At 51.3% G+C, this 18,807-nt stretch carries 14 protein-coding genes and 1 pseudogene; 14 read left to right on the forward strand and 1 reads right to left on the reverse strand.

The window, feature by feature from the left end:
* Positions 1 to 18: 18 nt before the first annotated feature.
* From TJ79_RS06440 to TJ79_RS06465, 5 genes and pseudogenes are all read left to right on the forward strand, one after another.
* A complete protein-coding gene (locus TJ79_RS06440) occupies positions 19 to 1,020 on the forward strand; it encodes an ABC transporter substrate-binding protein (protein ID WP_040949465.1) in 1,002 nt (333 codons plus the stop codon).
* A 131-nt stretch (positions 1,021 to 1,151) separates the two neighbouring features.
* Complete coding sequence (locus TJ79_RS06445) at positions 1,152 to 2,171, forward strand: FecCD family ABC transporter permease (protein ID WP_052339345.1); 1,020 nt, start codon at positions 1,152 to 1,154, stop codon at positions 2,169 to 2,171.
* Complete coding sequence (locus tag TJ79_RS06450) at positions 2,171 to 3,205, forward strand: FecCD family ABC transporter permease (protein WP_040949467.1); 1,035 nt, start codon at positions 2,171 to 2,173, stop codon at positions 3,203 to 3,205. The genes TJ79_RS06445 and TJ79_RS06450 overlap by 1 nt, the downstream gene beginning before the upstream one ends.
* A gap of 169 nt (positions 3,206 to 3,374) precedes the next feature.
* Positions 3,375 to 4,556, forward strand: a complete 1,182-nt coding sequence (locus TJ79_RS06460; protein ID WP_238322843.1) for a nuclear transport factor 2 family protein — start codon at positions 3,375 to 3,377, stop codon at positions 4,554 to 4,556.
* Positions 4,557 to 4,891: 335 nt separating this feature from the next.
* Positions 4,892 to 7,094, forward strand: a pseudogene (locus TJ79_RS06465) (ATP-dependent helicase).
* A gap of 6 nt (positions 7,095 to 7,100) precedes the next feature.
* Here the strand turns inward: TJ79_RS06465 and TJ79_RS06470 are convergent.
* On the reverse strand, positions 7,101 to 7,730 hold the full coding sequence (locus TJ79_RS06470) for a GNAT family N-acetyltransferase (protein WP_238322844.1): 630 nt from the start codon (positions 7,728 to 7,730) through the stop codon (positions 7,101 to 7,103).
* Between the two features lie 150 nt (positions 7,731 to 7,880).
* On the opposite strand from TJ79_RS06470, the gene TJ79_RS06475 reads away from it, so the two are divergent.
* The 9 genes from TJ79_RS06475 (at position 7,881) to htpG (ending at position 18,672) form a co-directional block, all read left to right on the forward strand.
* A complete protein-coding gene (locus tag TJ79_RS06475; protein WP_040949470.1) occupies positions 7,881 to 8,423 on the forward strand; it encodes a hypothetical protein in 543 nt (180 codons plus the stop codon).
* 640 nt (positions 8,424 to 9,063) lie between these two features.
* Positions 9,064 to 10,752: a peptide ABC transporter substrate-binding protein gene (locus TJ79_RS06480; protein WP_040949471.1), complete on the forward strand. Its 1,689-nt coding sequence runs from the start codon at positions 9,064 to 9,066 to the stop codon at positions 10,750 to 10,752.
* Positions 10,753 to 10,865: 113 nt separating this feature from the next.
* Entirely contained in the window at positions 10,866 to 11,807 is a 942-nt protein-coding gene (locus TJ79_RS06485) for an ABC transporter permease (RefSeq protein ID WP_040949472.1), read from the forward strand.
* Complete coding sequence (gene opp3C, locus TJ79_RS06490; protein ID WP_040949473.1) at positions 11,800 to 12,813, forward strand: oligopeptide ABC transporter permease; 1,014 nt, start codon at positions 11,800 to 11,802, stop codon at positions 12,811 to 12,813. Before TJ79_RS06485 ends, opp3C begins: the two co-directional genes overlap by 8 nt.
* A gap of 91 nt (positions 12,814 to 12,904) precedes the next feature.
* Complete coding sequence (locus TJ79_RS06495; protein ID WP_040949474.1) at positions 12,905 to 13,999, forward strand: ABC transporter ATP-binding protein; 1,095 nt, start codon at positions 12,905 to 12,907, stop codon at positions 13,997 to 13,999.
* Positions 13,972 to 14,898 carry an ABC transporter ATP-binding protein gene (locus TJ79_RS06500; protein WP_040949475.1) on the forward strand — a complete coding sequence of 309 codons (927 nt, stop codon included), beginning with the start codon at positions 13,972 to 13,974 and terminating at the stop codon, positions 14,896 to 14,898. Before TJ79_RS06495 ends, TJ79_RS06500 begins: the two co-directional genes overlap by 28 nt.
* Before the next feature lie 161 nt (positions 14,899 to 15,059).
* Entirely contained in the window at positions 15,060 to 15,944 is an 885-nt protein-coding gene (locus TJ79_RS06505) for a hypothetical protein (RefSeq protein WP_040949476.1), read from the forward strand.
* 170 nt (positions 15,945 to 16,114) lie between these two features.
* On the forward strand, positions 16,115 to 16,570 hold the full coding sequence (locus TJ79_RS06510; protein WP_040949477.1) for a GreA/GreB family elongation factor: 456 nt from the start codon (positions 16,115 to 16,117) through the stop codon (positions 16,568 to 16,570).
* A gap of 212 nt (positions 16,571 to 16,782) precedes the next feature.
* The gene (gene htpG, locus TJ79_RS06515; protein WP_040949478.1) at positions 16,783 to 18,672 is read left to right on the forward strand and encodes a molecular chaperone HtpG; all 1,890 of its coding nucleotides are present in this window, start codon (positions 16,783 to 16,785) and stop codon (positions 18,670 to 18,672) included.
* Positions 18,673 to 18,807: the final 135 nt, after the last annotated feature.

The following is an 18,807-nucleotide window of genomic DNA, read 5'->3' on the forward strand; positions in this document are numbered from 1 at the left end:
TAATAGGAGGCTTTTTACGTGGGTAAAGGAAAGAGAAGATCCATACTGGTACTGGTTAGCTTGATGGTCATGGCGCTGTGGCTGGCGGCATGTGGAGATAAAAAAGAGAGCGGCGAGTCCGCAAGCCCCGCAACCGAAACCGTAAGCCCAGCAGCAACGACAACACCGGCGGCTGAGACGGCAACGGAGAAGAAAATGACAGACGGCATGGGTCATGAGGTAGTCGTTCCTGCCAATCCGAAAAATATTATCGCTTCTTATTTGGAAGATTACTTGGTAGCTCTTGGCGTGAAGCCTGCTGCTCAATGGTCCGTCGCCAACGGCATTCAAGATTATTTGCAGGATACGTTGAAAGGCATCCCGACCATTGCCTACGATCTGCCTTATGAGGCGGTGGCCAGCTTTTCGCCCGATCTCCTGATCATCGGCTCCAACAGCTCGGTGGACGGTGGCAAGTATGACGAATATGCCAAGATCGCGCCGACCTTCGTGCTTGGAGATGAAGTAAACAACGATTGGCGCAAGGCTCTGCTGAAAATCGGCGAAGTACTGAACAAGAGCGGGGAAGCGCAGAAAGTGCTGGACGATTACGAGCAAAAAGTCGCCGATGCAAAAACGAAGCTGCAAGCGGCAGCACCTGATCAATCCGTCGCCGCCATCTGGCTCGTGCAGAAGCAATTCTATGTCGTCAGCGATAAAATGTCCAGCGGTGCCGTCCTCTACAACGATCTCGGCATGAAGGTTCCTAATGTCGTGAAAGAAATTTCGGCAAGCGGAAAGGGCAACTGGAACGCCATCTCCCTGGAAAAATTGGCCGATCTTGACGCCGACAACATCATTTTGGTCAACAGCGATAAAGCAACCGGCTCCGAAGCGCTGAACGACCCGCTTTGGAAATCCGTTCCGGCTGTCAAGAATGGCAAAGTATTTGAATATCCGGCTTCATCCAGCTGGCTGTATTACGGACCGATCGCAAGCTCGCAAATGGTCGACAACGTCCTGGAAAGCATTGCGAAATAAGCTGCGGGATAAGATAAAGGGGGACTTCACGTCCCTCTTTTCGCTTTTGCATCATTTCTATTTTTTATTACATAACTGGAGAAATCGTTGTGACGAAAAAAACGGATCAACTAACACCCGAGCGAGATCGAATGGAAGAGGGCGGGGGACTCTACGCACGGCCCCCTATCGCCATTCTTGTTATGGCAGGCGGACTTATCGCGCTGCTCTTCGGCATCGTGCTGTCCGTAACCTTCGGGGCGAAGGATATTCATTTCTTGACCGTATGGGATGCCGTCTTCCACTATGATTCGAGTTTGAAAGAGCATCAGATCATTCATGAGCTGCGTCTGCCGCGGGTGTTGGGCTGCATGTTGGTCGGGAGCAGCCTCGCTGTGGCCGGCGCGATCATGCAGGGGATGACACGCAATCCGCTGGCGGATTCCGGCTTGCTCGGATTGAACTCCGGGGCGGGTTTCGCCCTGGCCATCATCTTCGCCTTTTTTCCGGGAATGGACTATAAATATCTCATTCTGTACTCTTTCCTCGGCGCGGCGCTCAGCACGGCTTTTGTCTACGGGGTCAGCGCCAGCGTAAAAGGCGGCTTGTCGCCGATGCGGCTTGTTCTTGCGGGCGTTACGCTTTCCACGTTGCTAACGGCACTTAGCGAAGGCATCGCCCTTTACTACCATATCGGCCAGGATCTGGCCTTCTGGTATGCGGGAGGCGCTGCCGGGATGCGGTGGATGCATTTGAAAATCATGTTTCCCTGGATCGTCGTGGCGCTGATCGGCGCGTTCATTTTGTCACGCTCCATTTCGCTCTTAAGCTTGGGCGAAGAAGTGGCGAGAGGGCTTGGACTTCGCACCGGCTTGGTGAAACTCTTGGGCGGCTTGATCGTCGTCATCTTGGCGGGAACGGCTGTATCGGTGGTGGGAGCGGTTTCCTTTGTTGGCTTGCTCGTTCCCCATTTGACGCGACGTCTTGTGGGCGTCGATTACCGCTGGATTATTCCCACTTCCGCCGTACTTGGGGCGGTTCTCGTCGTGCTCGCCGACTTGGCGGCGCGTACCGTTCATCCGCCTTTTGAAACGCCGATCGGGGCGATGATCGCCATCATCGGGGTTCCTTTTTTCCTCTATCTTGCCAACCGGGAAGGGGGCGAGTTGTAATGGCGAGGATTTCTCCTTTATCTCCGGCTGAACGGCACAGACGCACCCGTAACTTGATCGTGGTGAGCGTGTTTATCGTGGGTATTCTTGCGGCTTTCGTCGTCAGCATGAACACGGGAGTCATCAAATTGACGCCGGCGGATTTGCTACGCACGCTATTCGGCGGGGGGACCGATCGGCAAAGGCTGATCCTGTTCGACTTTCGTCTGCCGCGTATCGTGATCTCTCTGCTCGTCGGAGCGGGACTAGCGGTTTCCGGTGCAGTGCTGCAGGCCCTCTCCCGAAACCCTTTAGCCGATCCTGGCGTAATCGGCATCAACTCCGGCGCCGGCTTGATGATTTTGCTGTATGTCGCTTTTTACCATACGGCTGCTGATGCTCCGGCTTATTTGCTGCCATTCCTGGCGTGGATTGGCGGCGGCGGTGCGGCTGCCTTGGTTTTCGTCATCTCTTACCGGAAAAACAAAGGGCTGTCCTCGAACCGACTCGTTCTGAACGGCGTCGCGATCAACGCGGGTATTTCGGCGGTGACGCTGGTCGTGTCGCTTCGCATCAATCCGGAGCAGTATCAATTCGTCTCCACCTGGATCGCCGGCAGCATCTGGGCGAAAAACTGGGACTACGTTGTTGCGCTGCTGCCTTTTATCATCATCCTGCTTCCCTTTGTCTACTACAAAGCCCAGACGTTAAACGTTCTCCATCTCGGACCGTCGATGGCATCGGGGTTGGGCGTGTTCGTGAGCCGGCAGCAGGTGCTGCTTCTGGCCGCCGCCGTCGGCTTGGCCGGTTCCTGTGTCGCCGTCAGCGGCAGCATCGGCTTCGTGGGCTTGGTCGCGCCGCATCTGGCTCGAAAGCTGGTGGGCAGCCGGTACCAGATTCTCATTCCGACGACGGCTCTGGCTGGCTCGCTGCTTGTTCTCGTGTCGGATACGCTGGCGCGGTGGATTTTGCAGCCCGCCGAAATCCCTACCGGGATCATCGTTGCGGTCATCGGCGCGCCGTATTTTCTTTATTTGATGTTCCGCTCGAAGTAAATCTCAATCGAAAAATATGGAACAGCATTCAGCCTGCAAGCCGACGAATTTCAATGAATTCGGCGTTTTTGTGGGCTTTTTCGACATGAATAGGGATGGTATGATAAGGAAAAAACTAGGGCGGTGTCCCGTGAAGAAACGTCCGTTCCTCTCCTTTTGTGTTTGCATAATGACGGTAATGCTGTTATCTTCCTGCAAGTTTAGCTCATCTCCCGCCGTGACTGTCACCAGCCAGAATTCCCCTGAAACCGGCACGGATACGGCCCTTCGCACAATGGCCACGGAAACAGCAGCTCCGATCGCGGAAAAGGAAACAGATAAGGGAGCGCCAACTTCTGCATCGTTTAAAGAAACGGCTTCTCCATCTCCAACGACGGCTCCAACTCCCGATCCGAATGGGGCAACATCTTCACCGAGCACAACCATGAAGGAGGATCGGACGAATTCTCCGGAGGCGATCTTGCAAGAAAACGGATCGGCGGAGTTCAAGCCTTTCTTGGATTTCGTAAAGGCGAAGCATCTCGATGAAGACTGGTCGAGCACATCCATCCAATTTGCGGACCTTACTCCGGAAGCTGCCGATGAGGTGATCGTGATCAGCAAAGATTCCGAGTATATCAACTCGCTCTATATCCTAAGGGAATCGGAAGGCGGCATTGAAGAAGTAGGAGGCGAATGGTCGGCCGGAGGTTATAGCGTCTACGAGATGCAGTTGGTTCGATTAGAGGGCAGAGATTATCCGGTCATCCTGTTGCTGCTGACGAACGGCGGTCCAATGACAGGTTTTGAATTATTGGCTGTGGATAATAACGCATTGACCACTCTCGTGTACAGCGCATCCCCCACCGGTGCGGGAAACGACCAGTTGAAAGATTTCGATGGAGACGGCCTATACGATGGTTATGTCCAGAATCGTTACAGTTATGATGTGCTTTATTACGATGTGACTCGAACGTATTTGTTGAAATATGGTGAGTTTGTCTTGGACGGAATGGTAGTGAACCTTCCGGATTACCCGGCAGATCCCAAATCGGTCGTTGAACAGTTTCTATCGTTAAAGATTTTATACGGGTACGATGATTCCCGGCCATCTCCCGATATGGAGAGCCGGCTTCTACAGCTATATGCGAAACACGGCCAATTCCAAATGGACGATGCTTGGATAGAAGCGATTATGCAAAGCCTTTGGGAGTATGAGGATTACATGCCTTATGAGGTGACGGAGAGCGCCGGCCAGTCTACCGTATCGGTATCGTTTAAGGGAGAGGACGGAAGCGTACATAAGCTATCTTTTCAGTTGGTTATGGATAACGGGAAATGGACGATTTCTCGAATCGATAAAATCTTGTGATAAATCGAAAAGGGAGACTGTATTCAACCAGCCTCCCTTTTTTATGCATTTATGTAACTGTGCAATTCTTCTGAATAATGTCAGCTATCTCATGAAAAGTGTACTGGTGATTTACCATGTCGACGGTAAAATTCTCAGCATCTTTTTGATTCATGACAAAATAATGATCATTGAACTGCAGAAAGGGCCGCATGAGGGCTGATTCCAATAGATCGGGGTCCTTGATGCCGATTTGATATATAAAGCTGCCCGTTTATGGTTGATAGATTCCCGGTAATGTTATAATAAAAAGCTATCGCGATTAGAGAGAATGAAAGTGGAAAGGACAACCAGAAATGAATGCACTATCAGTTTTTTTCGAGCGAAAAAAACAGGAGCTAGGCATAGAGTTAAACGATGTGCAAAAACAGGCGGTGCAGCAAACGGAGGGACCGCTGCTTCTCTTGGCGTCCCCGGGTTCGGGTAAAACGACGACGATCATTATGCGCATCGGCTTTTTAATAGAGGAAAAAGGCGTCAATCCCTCGCGGATCAAAGCAGTGACCTTCAGCAAGGCGGCAGCTGCGGATATGAAGGCGCGGTACAAGCGGTTTTTTCCCGGGCTGGAACCTGTGGATTTTTCCACGATTCACAGCTTTGCTTTTGAGGTGGTGCGGGAGCATTTTCGCAAAACCCGGACGAAGTTTCAAATCATCGAAGGAGAGATCGACCGGGAAGAGGATGAAGCCTCCGGACTGGATAATCCGCTGCCGCTACATAAGAAGCTGATTTTGCGGGAGATGTATTCATCGCTGGCTGGCGAGCGGATCACCGACGATCAACTGGAGGAGCTTACGACCTATATCAGCTATGTCAAAAACAAAAGAATCCCGCTAGACGAGCTGCATCTGGTGAAATGCGACGTACCTCAGGCGGAGCGGATTTTTCGCGAGTATGAGGCGTTCAAGCGTTCGCAGCCGGACAAGCTGCTGATTGATTTTGACGATATGCTGACCATCGGGAATGAGGCGCTGGAGACGGACCGGGAGCTTTTGTGGAAAATGCAGCGGCGGTTCGACTACCTTTTGACGGATGAAAGTCAGGACACTTCGGCGATCCAACATGCCATTATCGAAAAACTGGCGCAGGAGCACCGCAATTTGTGCGTTGTCGCCGATGATGATCAGTCGATCTATAGCTGGCGTGGGGCGGACCCGTCTTACCTGCTTGATTTCAGGCGGGTGTATCCCGAGGCCGTCACTCTTTTTATGGAGCAAAATTACCGGTCTTCCCGGCAAATCGTGCAGGCGGCGAACCAGTTCATCAAGCGCAACAAAAACCGTTACAGCAAAAACATGTTCACCCTGAACCCGGCGGGAGATGGCGCTATTGAAATCAAGAGCTTTGGAGATTTTATAGAGCAGGCGAAACATCTGGTTCAGGAGATTTCAGGCTTGGAGCAGTTGAACGAAGTAGCCGTTCTCTACCGCAATAATGCCTCTTCCATCATCCTGATGAACGTATTTGAGCGGGCGGGGATTCCTTTTTACATGAAAGATGCGGACAACCGGTTTTTCAAACATTGGGTGGTGGAGGATATCCTGAATTTTATGAGGTTAACCTTTTCCGACAAACGGACGGATATTTTCGAAAAAATCCACCTCAAGCTGAACGCCTACATCACCAAGCAGCAGATGGCCGCGCTGAAGGGTATCGACAATGGCGAGTCGGTTTTTGATAATTTGCTCGCGCATGTCCCTCTTCAAAGCTACCAGGTTAAGTTGGTGGAAAGCTGCAAGATGACGATACAGCAAATGAAGGGCATGGCGCCGCTCCCAGCCATTCGGCTTATTCGCATTGAGTTGGGCTACGAGAAGGCCATCGAGAAAATGTGCGAACGCCTCGGTTTCCGCAAAGACTATTTGATCGGCATTTTGAACACGTTGGAGGAGATCGCGGATACGCTCCCGACGATGGAGGACTTTGCGAAACGGTTGACTGAACTGGATGCAGCGCTGAAATCGTCGAAGCGAAAAAAAGGCCAAAACGTCGTCACCTTCTCCACGCTGCACAGCGCAAAGGGGTTGGAGTTTGACCGGGTATATATGATCGATTTGGTGGAGGGCAATCTCCCCTCCTCCGATGACCGGCGCGGGGCGGCGGAGACAAAGGATGCGATGATGGAGGAAGCGGCGCGGTTGTTTTATGTGGGCATGACCCGAGCCAAGACCCGCCTGGAACTGCTGACCTACCGGGAAAAGGATGGGGCAAAGACGGCGGAGTCCGTTTTCGTCACGGAGGTGCGGGGGATTATGAAGGCTCTGGTAGAACCTAAGCCGATGCGGGGGGGCTCGGAAACTGCCGCTGACGCTGCCGAACCCTCGGGCGGTTAAGAGCCGGTTTGACATGAAAATCGGGCAGAGGGTCCGACACCGGGCGTTTGGCGAGGGCGAGATTTTGCAGCTTAGCCAAGAAACGATAGAGGTTCAATTTTCTGCCGGCCTTAAGAAACTGTCGGTGAACGCCTGCTTGGACATGGGGCTGCTGGAGCCGGTTTAGGTTCGTTTAGCAAAGGCCGTATAGGCAGGGTTCGGTGTCAGCGGGTTTCGTTTCGCAGCCTCTCAACTGCCTGAACCATTCTCTAATCAGCTCGTAATCGACGTAAGATTGCGGCACGCCGAGCTGATCGGTCCAGGCATTCATATGGACGGCGACACGGCGGAAGCCGATTTTTTCATAGACATGCTGGGCGCGGATGTTCCGCAGATTGGTATCGAGGAGAATTTTGCGGTAATCCCCTTGGTCAAATAAATAAGTGATCAGCATGGATAAATACTGGGTGCCGAAGCCTTTTTCCCGCTGGCAGACGTCGCATATTTTGATGCCGATTTCGGCGGTGTTGTCGGCAACGGTCCGATAGTTCATCTCCCCGATGGCCGTTCCTTCCAGTTCCAGAATCAGCCGCCGGTTCCAGTCCGTATCGGTTTTCAGGCTTCTGGCAACTTCCGCCGCCGTCGTGTATATCCCGTTGGGGAACCCGGCATGAGCCATGATCTCCCCATCGTTCCACCAACAGGCTAGCGTGGCTGCATCCTTGGCCGTTGCAGGGCGTATAGCTAATGATCCGTTTTGCAAGTACATTTTCGTCACCTCCGGCTTGGTCTCTTTCCGTTCGATGAATTCTTCTATTTCCATAGTACCTGTTCGAGCTGACGGGTTTAAGATAGAAAATGGTTTTAATGAAAGTTGGCAAAAAAGTCTGTATAGAGGATATGGGGATGGCGGAGGAGAATGGTAAAGTGGAGCTATACCTAATAATCGTTGACCCGTAAAGCGAGGATGAACATGAACGAGAACCCATTCTTATACCACTATTACGATGAAACGACAGGCCCCTTCCGTAATCTGTCCGATCTGGAGCTTGAGGAAGCCGAGGGTGTCCTTCAGGATATCCGCCGGAAAAATCGGGGATTCGCCAGCAGAAGGGCCCCGAATTATTTGGAAGTAAGGCGCCGCTTGGAAGAAAAGGCGCGGGAGCAGTTCATCGCCAAAGGCGGCAAGCCTGTCCGTCGGGCTCCCCACTACATGACGATGGGGGAATGCCCTTGGCTTCTGGAATGGTACCCGAATGGGAAGGGGCTTGCGATTCCCCTTGCCGAGTTTAAGCCGGAGACGATCAGCTTTACCTACGGAGACTTGTTCCCCACGATGAATGTCGCCGACGGCAAACCCTATCGCGGGCAAGTCTATACGCTGGACGAGATCATTCGCGTGGTTAACCAATTCGGCCTGCCTCAAGAATGGAATGCTGCAGGGGACAAAGGACCGGAGCGGTATATCGAGGTACAAGTGTGGGATGATGCGGCGTTGGCGCAGTGGACTCTATAACTTTATAGCTGCTCTAAAGACTCAAAACCGTCATCTGGCGGTTTTTTTGCATCTCAATGGAATCGGTTGGAAACTTCAGCTGAGCAGCTAAGCCGAAGGAAGCCAATCTTCGAGCCATGAGGGCGCATGAGAACGTGTAAGATCATAGCTACCTGAAGGGACGCTACCTAAGTCACAATTCGGCTCATAAATTTCACAGTACTTTATCAAATTAGTCATTCACGGTTTCAACGCTTCACCTAATTAACGTAGAGATAAAACAACGAATAAAAGCGCTAAAACCCTTATTATAAGCTGGGTTTTTACTTTTGTTTATGTAAGATAGCGTTTTCACAAAATTAATAGTGTGGAAAATCATTCTACAAAAAATAGATAAAATATCCACTTCAAATTATTATATGTTATATTAATTAACTTGTAACGTGACTGATTTTTGGATTTCATTCATAAAAAGCCAAATATATCTTTTTTATTCCCCTGAATCAACATCGTTATGACCAATGGTTAAAAAAATTCCTTCATAGCGTGATAGTTATATTGACACTAAAATCTAGGCTCAGTATAATTCAAAAAAGGCTTAAAATTCCTAGCAGTTTCTAGGGTTTTTTATCTTTTATTCTATCATTGGGGGGAAAGGCTCTTGAAAAAAGCAACGATACTCATGATCATTCTATCGGTTGTTCTCGTTTTCGCCGGCTGCTCCAAGAAGAGCGACGATTCGAGCGCTTCATCCACACCTAAGCCATCGACAGCGGCTTCAACGGATGCCAGCAAAGCGCCGGATACAGCGGCAAGTGGCTCCAAGATTATCAACTTGGGCAAAGATGTGGAACTCGCTTCCATGGACTCGGCCATCGCTACCGACGGTCTGTCCTTTGAAGCCATTGCAGCAACCATCGAAGGGCTCTACACCATCGACGAAAAGGGCGTGCCGCAACTGGCTATGGCGGAAAAAGCCGACGTAAGCGCCGACGGCAAAACGTACACCTTCACCATCCGGGACGCCAAATGGTCCAACGGAACGCCGGTAACGGCAAAGGATTTCGAATTTGCCTGGAAGCGTCTGGTCAACCCGGAAACCGCCAGCGAGTACAGCTTTATCATGGGCGTTGCAGGCGTGAAGAACGCTGACGACATCGTAGCCGGCAAGAAAGGCATCGATGAGCTGGGCGTAAAAGCCACCGACGACAAGACATTGGTTGTCGAACTGGACCGTCCGGTCGCTTTCTTCAACTCTCTCATGGCATTCCCTTCTTTCTATCCGATCAACGAAGCTTTTTATAAAGAAAAAGGTGCTCAATACGCTTTGACCGCGGATGCGCTCCTTGCCAACGGACCGTTCAAAATGAAAACCTGGGACGTAGGCGGAACGACATTTTTCCTGGAAAAGAACCCGGATTATTATGACGCGGCAAACATCAAAGTGGATGGCCTGAACTATCAAGTCATCAAGGATACCCAACAAGCTGTATTGGCTTATGAAAAAGGCGACTTGGACTACGTTCAATTGTCAGGCGAGCAAATTACCAAGTATCAAAAGAGCCCCGAATACCATAGCATTATGGCGGGTTACTTGTGGTACCTGTCTCCGAACCAAAAGGTCAAAGGCTTGGAAAACGTGAACCTGCGTAAAGCACTGTCGTTGGCTTACGACAAGCAAGCTATCGTCGACGAAATCTTGAAGGATGGCTCTATCGTCGCCGACTTCGCGGTTCCGACCTTGCTCGCAGCCGGTCCAGACGGTAAGGACTACCGGGAAACGGCGAGCAAATACCCGACGACGGACAAAGCGAAAGCGCTGGAATATTGGAACAAAGCCAAATCCGAACTCGGCATCGACAAGATTAAGCTGGAGCTGCTGTTCGAAGACACGGAATCGGCAACCCTCGTCGCCCAATTCCTCCAGTCCGAAATCGAATCTACGCTCCCAGGCGTGACCTTTGAACTCAAATCCCAACCGAAAAAGAACCGGGTTGAGCTCATGCAGCAAGGGAATTTCCAAGTTGGTTTGACCCGTTGGGGTCCTGACTATGCCGACCCGATGACCTACCTGGATATGTGGATCACCGGCAGCCCGAACAACTACGGCTTCTGGTCCAACAAGGATTACGACGGCCTCATCGCTAGCGCCAGCAAAGGCGATTTGGCAAGCAAGCCGGAGGAACGCTGGGCAGCTCTGAAGAAGGCAGAAGATATCGTAATGGATCAAGCGGTCATTTTCCCGGTCTATCAAAAAGGCAACGCGGTGCTCATTAAGCCGAACGTGACCGGCATGGAATTCCACTCCGTTGGCGTCAATATCTTCTACAAGCACGCTGAAAAGAAATAACCAGTAACAGACAGCATCACCCATAACAGCAAATGTATTGTGCCATTTGAGCAGCCGAATTACAGTGGCGAATCTTCGTCACTGTAATTTGGTATTTTAAGAGGTGAGTGTATTTGAAACGGTATGTGCTCAAACGATTGGCCATTTCCATCGTGACGGTATTATTCATTCTTCTTGTTTTGTTTCTGATGTTGGAGTTTATGCCGGGTTCTCCCTTCAATGATGAGAAGATCAATGCGACACAACGTGCGTTGTTGAATGCTAAATACGGACTAGATCAACCTTTATTCGTGCGCTTCCTCAACTACATTAAGGCGATGCTCACCGGCGACTTCGGCGTATCCTATGTCATTCAAAAAAATATGCCAATCTCCACCATGCTCCACGCCCGTCTGCCCGTTTCTTTGCAGATCGGTTTTCAGGCGGTGCTGCTGGGAACCGTGATCGGCATCATTCTTGGTATTGTGGCGGCACTCAAGCATAACAGCTTCGTCGATAACCTGACCACCTTCATTTCTGTTATTGGCGTCAGCTTCCCATCCTATGTTTTCGCCTTGGCGCTTTCCTATTTTCTCGCATCCAAGTTGGGGTGGTTCCCGATTCTCTATTCCGCCCATAAGCCCATTTTCTCGACGATATTGCCGACGATCGCTCTCGCGATGTTCACGGTAGCGACGGTGGCCCGGTTCGCCCGATCGGAGATGATCGAAGTCCTCGGATCGGAGTATATGCTGCTGTCCGAGAGCAAAGGGGTGAAGCGGGGGAGACTCATTCTCGTTCACGGCCTGCGCAACGCCTTGATCCCGATCATTACGGTTCTGGCGCCGCTCATCGTCAGCTTGATGACAGGGAGTCTCGTGGTCGAGCAGATCTTTTCCATTCCGGGTATCGGAAGCCTTCTTGTAACCGCTATCCAAGTTAACGATTATAATGTGATTCTCGCTTTGTCCTTTGTTTACAGCGTGATGTTCATCGTCACCATGCTGATCGTGGATATCCTGTACGGGGTTATCGATCCGAGAATCCGCTTGGCAAAGGGGGAGAACCATGGTTAACCCGACGACAGCTATCGAACCATCCGATTTTGAGCTCTCCAACAATGAAGGCAGGGCTCAGATCGACCACAATTATTCCAGCCAATCTTACTGGCGAGACGCGTTCAACCGGTTCAAAGCCAATAAAGGCGCCGTATTCGGCCTCATTGTCATTGCCATTATCGCCATCTTCGCCATCGTCGGACCGATGGTCAGCGACCATACGTACAAATCCATGAATATCCGGCACAAAAGCTTGGCTCCACGGATTCACGGCTTCGAGCACATGCCGATTTTCAACGGCGTCGCCAATGGCATCAATTCTTACGAGCAAAAAGGCCTCAAGGACGTTTACTACACCTTCGGCACCGATACTCTCGGACGGGATTTATGGACCCGCACTTGGATGGGGACCCGCATTTCCCTTTATATCGCGCTCATCGCCGTTGCCATCGATATGGTGATCGGCATGGGCTACGGACTGATTTCGGGCTATTTTGGCGGTAAAGTCGATAATATCATGCAGCGGTTTATCGAGATCTTAAGCGGTATACCCAATCTGGTTATCGTTACGCTGCTCATCGTGGTCTTGAAGCCGGGGCTTGTGACGATTACCCTCGCGCTTATGATTACCGGCTGGATCGGCATGAGCCGAGTCGCCCGAGCACAGATGCTGAAGCTAAAGGAGCAGGAGTTTGTCCTGGCTTCCCGGACTCTTGGGGCGAGAAACCTCGCGATCATTTTCAAGGATGTCCTACCGAACATTCTCGGCCAAATCATCATTATGTCGATGTTCTCGATTCCAAGTGCCATCTTCACCGAGGCGTTCCTCGCCTTTATCGGTTTAGGGATTCCCCAGCCGATGGCTTCACTCGGGTCGCTTATCAGCGAAAGCTTCAAGTCCATGACCATCTATCCGTACATGATCGTAGCGCCGGTTGTGGTGTTGGCTCTCTTGATGCTCAGCTTCAATCTGTTGGCCGATGGTCTAAGAGACGCGCTGGACCCGAAAATGAAGGAAATGTAGGGAGACGGCAAAGCCGTCGTCCGCCTGCGGGATATCAGGAGACGGCAAAGCCGTCGTCCACTTGTGGAGTTTTAGAGGAGCGTGAACATAAATGAGTGAACCGGTGCTTTCCATTCGAGATTTATCTATATCGTTTCAAACGTCTAACGGCATGGTGAACGCCATTCGCGGTGTGGACCTGGATTTGCATAAAGGGGAAACCGTAGCCATCGTGGGCGAGTCCGGCAGCGGCAAGTCCGTTACGGTAAAGGCGATCATGCGCATTTTGAGCAGCAATCAGATGATTAATTCCGGTACGATCCAGTTCAAATATGAACGGGAGAACGAGAAGGTCAGCCAGGACTTGCTCCAGCTTTCGAAAAAAGAAATGCGCAACCGCATCAACGGAAAGCGGATCGCCATGGTTTTTCAGGACCCGATGACCTCGCTCAATCCGACGATGACCATCGGCAAACAGATCATGGAAGGCATGATCATCCACCTGAACATGTCAAAATCGGCGGCGCGGGCGCGGGCTTTGGAGCTGCTTCGGTTAGTCGGCATCACCGATCCGGAGAAGCGGATGAAGAGCTACCCCCACCAGCTTTCCGGCGGCATGCGACAGCGGGTGGTCATCGCCATCATGCTGGCCTGCAATCCCGAAGTGCTGATCTGCGATGAGCCGACTACCGCTCTGGACGTGACCATTCAGGCAAAAATTCTTGAGTTGATTAAAGAAATTCAGAAAAAGACGCAAATTTCCGTCATCTATATCACTCATGACTTGGGTGTCGTGGCCAAGGTGGCGGATTACGTAGCGGTCATGTACGCAGGGAAAATCGTAGAAAAAGGTACGGTGAACGACATCTTTTATGATCCGCGGCATCCGTATACGTGGGGTCTGCTTTCCTCCATGCCGGACATTGGAACGGATAATGAAAAGCTGTACACCATCCCCGGCAGCCCGCCGAATCTCCTGCACAAGATCGAGGGGGACGCTTTCGCTCCGCGGAACGCTAATGCCCTTAACATCGATTTCAAGCAGGAGCCGCCGATGTTCAAAGTTTCGGATACCCATTATGCGGCCACCTGGCTGCTTCATGAAAATGCGCCGAAGATCCCGATGCCGGAGAACCTGCGGCACCGGATCGACCGGATTGTAAAGGAGGCGGGGAGCGCATGGCAGGAACACCGCTCTTACAAGTAACGGAGTTAAAGCAGCATTTTCGCATGAGCAGCAAATATACGGTGAAGGCCGTGGATGGCGTCTCCTTCGAGATCCGCACCGGTGAAACCTATGGCTTGGTTGGGGAGTCCGGAAGCGGCAAGTCCACCATCGGCCGGTCGATCATCCGGCTCTACGAGCCGACCTCTGGCGAGATTACGTTTGAAGGCACCGATATCTCTGGCAATTTGAACCGCAAAGAGCTGAGGCTGCTGCGCACGAAAATGCAGATGATTTTCCAGGACCCGATGGCATGCCTCAATCCGCGGAAAAAGGTCATCGACATCATCGCCCAAGGACTGGACATCCATAAGCTGTACAGCTCGAAACAGGAACGGACGGAGAAGGTGTACCGCATCCTCGACAAGGTAGGATTGTCCAGGGAGCATGCGAACCGGTATCCCCACCAGTTTTCCGGCGGGCAGCGGCAGCGTATCGGTATTGCCCGGGCTCTCATCATGGAGCCGCGGCTGATCATTGCCGACGAAGCCATCAGCGCCCTCGACGTGTCCATCCAGGCACAGGTGGTGAATCTCCTGAAGGATATTCAAGAGGAGACGGGTATCGCGCTTCTGTTCATCGCCCACGATTTGTCCATGGTGAAGTACATCTCCGACCGTATCGGCGTTCTGCATTTGGGACATATGGTGGAGACGGGGACGACTCAGGATATCTTCGATAATCCGATCCACCCCTATACGAAATCGCTGCTGTCGGCCATTCCCCACGCCAATCCAGTCAAGGAGAAATCGCGGGTGGCCATCGCTTACGATTATGCAACCAGCGGTATTGATTACGGAAAAGGTGTGCAGCATCAAGTGTCCGATACCCACAGCGTTTTGGCAACGGAAGAGGAGCTGCAGGCTTGGACAGCGGGATAGGCGAGGGAGATTATTGACTAGGGAGTCGCGAGGCCGGAACAGCTTACCGAAGCTGTTCCGGTTTTTTGTCGTGAAAAGGGAATATATTTACAACAAAGGTGAGGTGCCAGACGTCTATTCTAGTAATCATAATGTAACTGGAAAATGGGGAGGACATGGGTGTGCGGTTCATTCGTTTTTATGTCATTTTGATGGTGGGGTGCGCGGTTCTTGCGGGCTGTGCGGAGACGGGAGGGAGTGCGGCTGATTCGGCAAATGCAAGGAAATCGGTATCCGCAGAAATAACGGCAAAGCCAACTCCGTTGGCAACCGCAGTCACAACAACAACAACAACTGCACCAACAAGCGCGCCCGAGATAACACCACCACCGCATTTGCGCACGGCTCGAGCGACAAGTTCACCCGAGGAATCGACGATCCCGTACGAAACCCGGCTGTTGGCGAGCTTACCGGACAAAGATGTCTATTTATTCAGCAAGTATAGTGCAGATTTTGATGGAGTCGTTTTGTACATTGGCAAGAACTCTCATGCTTACAATTGGATCTACATGACACCAAGAGGCATTGAACCACGGATGGCGGTGGCCGATTACGACGGGGACGGAACGGAGGAGCTTGCGGTCATCCTGTATATGGGCTCCGGAACCGGAGTTTCCGTTGAGGAACTGCACATTGTCGGCATGCAGGATTTCAGCGACCATGTCTTTAAGGATTATGTGCCGCAGCTCATGAAAGCTGTTCAAATGAAAAGCGAAATGAAAGCGGGCGAGCTGGCGTACAAGATTACAACCGGCGGAAAAACTTATTCGGCAAAAGTAAACGGCTATAAGGCGGACGAATTCGGCAAGCCCAGGAACACACCTCTTTTCGGCAATATTGTCGGCTTTTCCGCGGAGGGAGGCAAGCTAAAGGCGGAATTCGGTCTTGGCGTCGGTTTTGAAAATTTCGTTGAGCCGCAATATTATGGTGCTGTTAATGCTGATGTCGAATATCGAGCAGGGCAATTTGTATTGACGAACTTTGGGTACAAGGAATATCCATTCTGATGGCGTCCTCTCTGATCTTGAGTCGGGATTGGAACCTTTCGGATTCCTTGCTATAATGAACATAAGGCCTCCCTGCGCGGAGGTCTATATTTCTATAGGAGGTTTTGATATGGTAAGCGCTTTTATATTCGGTGCACGTGGAGCTTTTCGCAAGGGAGGTGAGATCTACTATGAACCCTAGTTTGCTGGATCAAATGACACGTCTGCAGCTGACCAATCAGTTGGTTTATTTTGACGAGGAGAAGATTCACTTTCTCGATCACTATTTTCCGGATCACAATCAAAAACGCCGCGCCGCAGAAAAGACATTGGCGGACTATACCTCCGTTGTCGAGAGTATTCTCAGGGACTTGAATGAAGAAACTCTCAACTCCGTAGCGCTTATCGGCAGCAAGCTGGAGCTGCGCTATCTGGATGACGGCTCGACGGAATCGTATACGATTGTTTTTCCCGATCAAACGGATCCCGCCAGCGGCCACGTTTCCTTTTTGTCTCCCATCGGATTTCAACTGCTGATGACCCGGCGGGATGACGTGCGCCAGCTTGCGGTTCCTTACGGAGAGACGTCCGTAAAAGTGGAAGAAGTCAAATTCGTCAATCATGGTACCGTTCATGAACGATTTTGAACGGCCTTGGCGATAAAGATTTGCCGTTTACGCAGCCTCCCATCTTGGGAGGCTTTTTTGCGTTGCAGGGGCTGCGGGGACTTGATTTCATTGACATAAAAATGAAGAAATGCTATAAAGAATGAGGGTTGGCACTCTGGTGGCTAGAGTGCTAAAATAGGCGATAGAGCACAAACAAGAATATATGCTTTTTATTGAAGGGAGAGCACTTCATGGCAAAGAAGCAATTTAAAGCCGAATCCAAACGGCTGCTGGAAATGATGATCAACTCCATCTACACTCACAAAGAGATTTTTTTGAGAGAATTGATTTCCAATGCCAGCGATGCCATCGACAAGCTGTACTACAAGGCTTTGACCGACGAAAAACTGGTGTTTGACAAAGATAGCTACTATATTCGTCTCACCGTGGACAAGGCAAACCGTACCTTGACCATCGCGGATACCGGTATCGGCATGACGAAAGAGGATTTGGAAAACAACCTTGGCGTCATTGCCAAGAGCGGTTCCCTCGCCTTCAAAAAAGAAAACGAGTCCAAAGACGGCCACGACATCATCGGCCAATTCGGCGTCGGCTTCTATTCGGCGTTCATGGTAGCCGACAAGGTGACGGTGATCAGCCGCTCCGTTGACGAGGCGGAAGCGTATAAATGGGAATCCGCCGGAGCAGACGGCTATTCTATCGAGCCTGCGGAGAAAGCAGCCCCAGGTTCCGAGATCACCCTCAAGATCAAAGACAACACCGAAGACGAAAACTACGACGAATACCTGCAGGAATACCGCCTGAAGGCTATCGTGAAGAAATACTCCGACTTCATCCGCTACCCGATCCGTATGGATATCTCCAGCAGCAGACCGAAGGAAGGCAGCGAGAACGAGTGGGAGGATTACACGGAAGAACAAACCGTCAACAGTATGGTCCCGATCTGGAAAAAGAACAAGAATGAATTGACCGACGAGGACTATGCCAATTTTTACGCCGAAAAACATTATGGCTTTGACAAGCCTTTGAAGCACATCCACGTCAGCGTCGACGGCTCGGTGAGCTACAACGCCATTTTGTTCATTCCGGAAAACATTCCTTTCGACTACTACTCCAAGGAGTTCGAAAAAGGTCTGGAGCTGTACTCAGGCGGCGTTTTGATCATGAACAAATGCTCCGACCTGCTGCCGGATTACTACAGCTTCGTCAAGGGGATGGTGGATTCCGAGGATCTGTCCCTGAACATCTCCCGGGAGCTTTTGCAGCACGACCGCCAACTGAAGCTCATCGCCAAGAGCCTCAAGAGCAAGATCAAAAACCAACTGAAGAGCATGCTCAAGGACGAGAGAGAAAACTACGAGAAGTTCTACAACTCTTTTGGCCGCCAACTGAAATATGGCATCTACAGCGATTACGGAACCAACAAAGAAGAGCTGCAGGATCTGCTGATGTTCTATTCCTCCAAGGAGAAGAAGCTGGTCACCTTGGACGAGTACGTTTCTCGCATGCCGGAAGAGCAGAAGTACATCTACTACGCCACCGGGGAATCCAACGCGCGCATTGAGAAGCTGCCGCAAACGGAACTGGTCGCGGAAAAAGGCTACGAGATCCTCTACTTTACCGACGACGTGGACGAGTTCGCCATCAAAGTGATTATGAATTACAAGGAGAAGGAGTTCCGCTCCGTATCCGGTGGTGATCTCGGTATCGACACCGACGAGAATAAGGACGAGGCGGCCGAGGAAGATAAGGAATCCCAAGACTTGTTCGCGTCCATGTCCTCCGTGCTCGCAGGAAAAGTATCCAAGGTCAAAGCCTCGAAACGGCTGCGTTCCCATCCGGTCTGTCTCTCCGCCGAGGGCGAAGTGACCATCGAGATGGAGAAGGTATTGAAGATGATGCCGAACAGCCCTGGCGTCCAAGCGGAAAAGGTGCTGGAAATCAACCGCAACCACGAGGTGTTCCAATCCCTGAAGCAGGCGGCCGGAGATCAAGACAAGCTGGCGTTGATTACCAACCTGCTCTACAATCAGGCACTCTTGATCGAAGGACTGTCCGTCGAGGACCCGGTTCAATTCACCAACGATATTTGCAAGATGATCGTTTCCGCAAGCAAGTAAATGATTAACGATAGAAAAGATTAAGACGCGGCTGTTCGCTTGGGCGAACGGCTGCGTCTTTTTTTTCGTGGCGGCTGGCTGAGCGCCTTCCCAGGAAGAGAAACGGGGCGGAATCGAAGAGCCTACGAGATGATT

The sequence above is a fragment of the Gorillibacterium massiliense genome (assembly GCF_000455485.1).
In the GTDB taxonomy this organism is placed as follows: domain Bacteria; phylum Bacillota; class Bacilli; order Paenibacillales; family NBRC-103111; genus Gorillibacterium; species Gorillibacterium massiliense.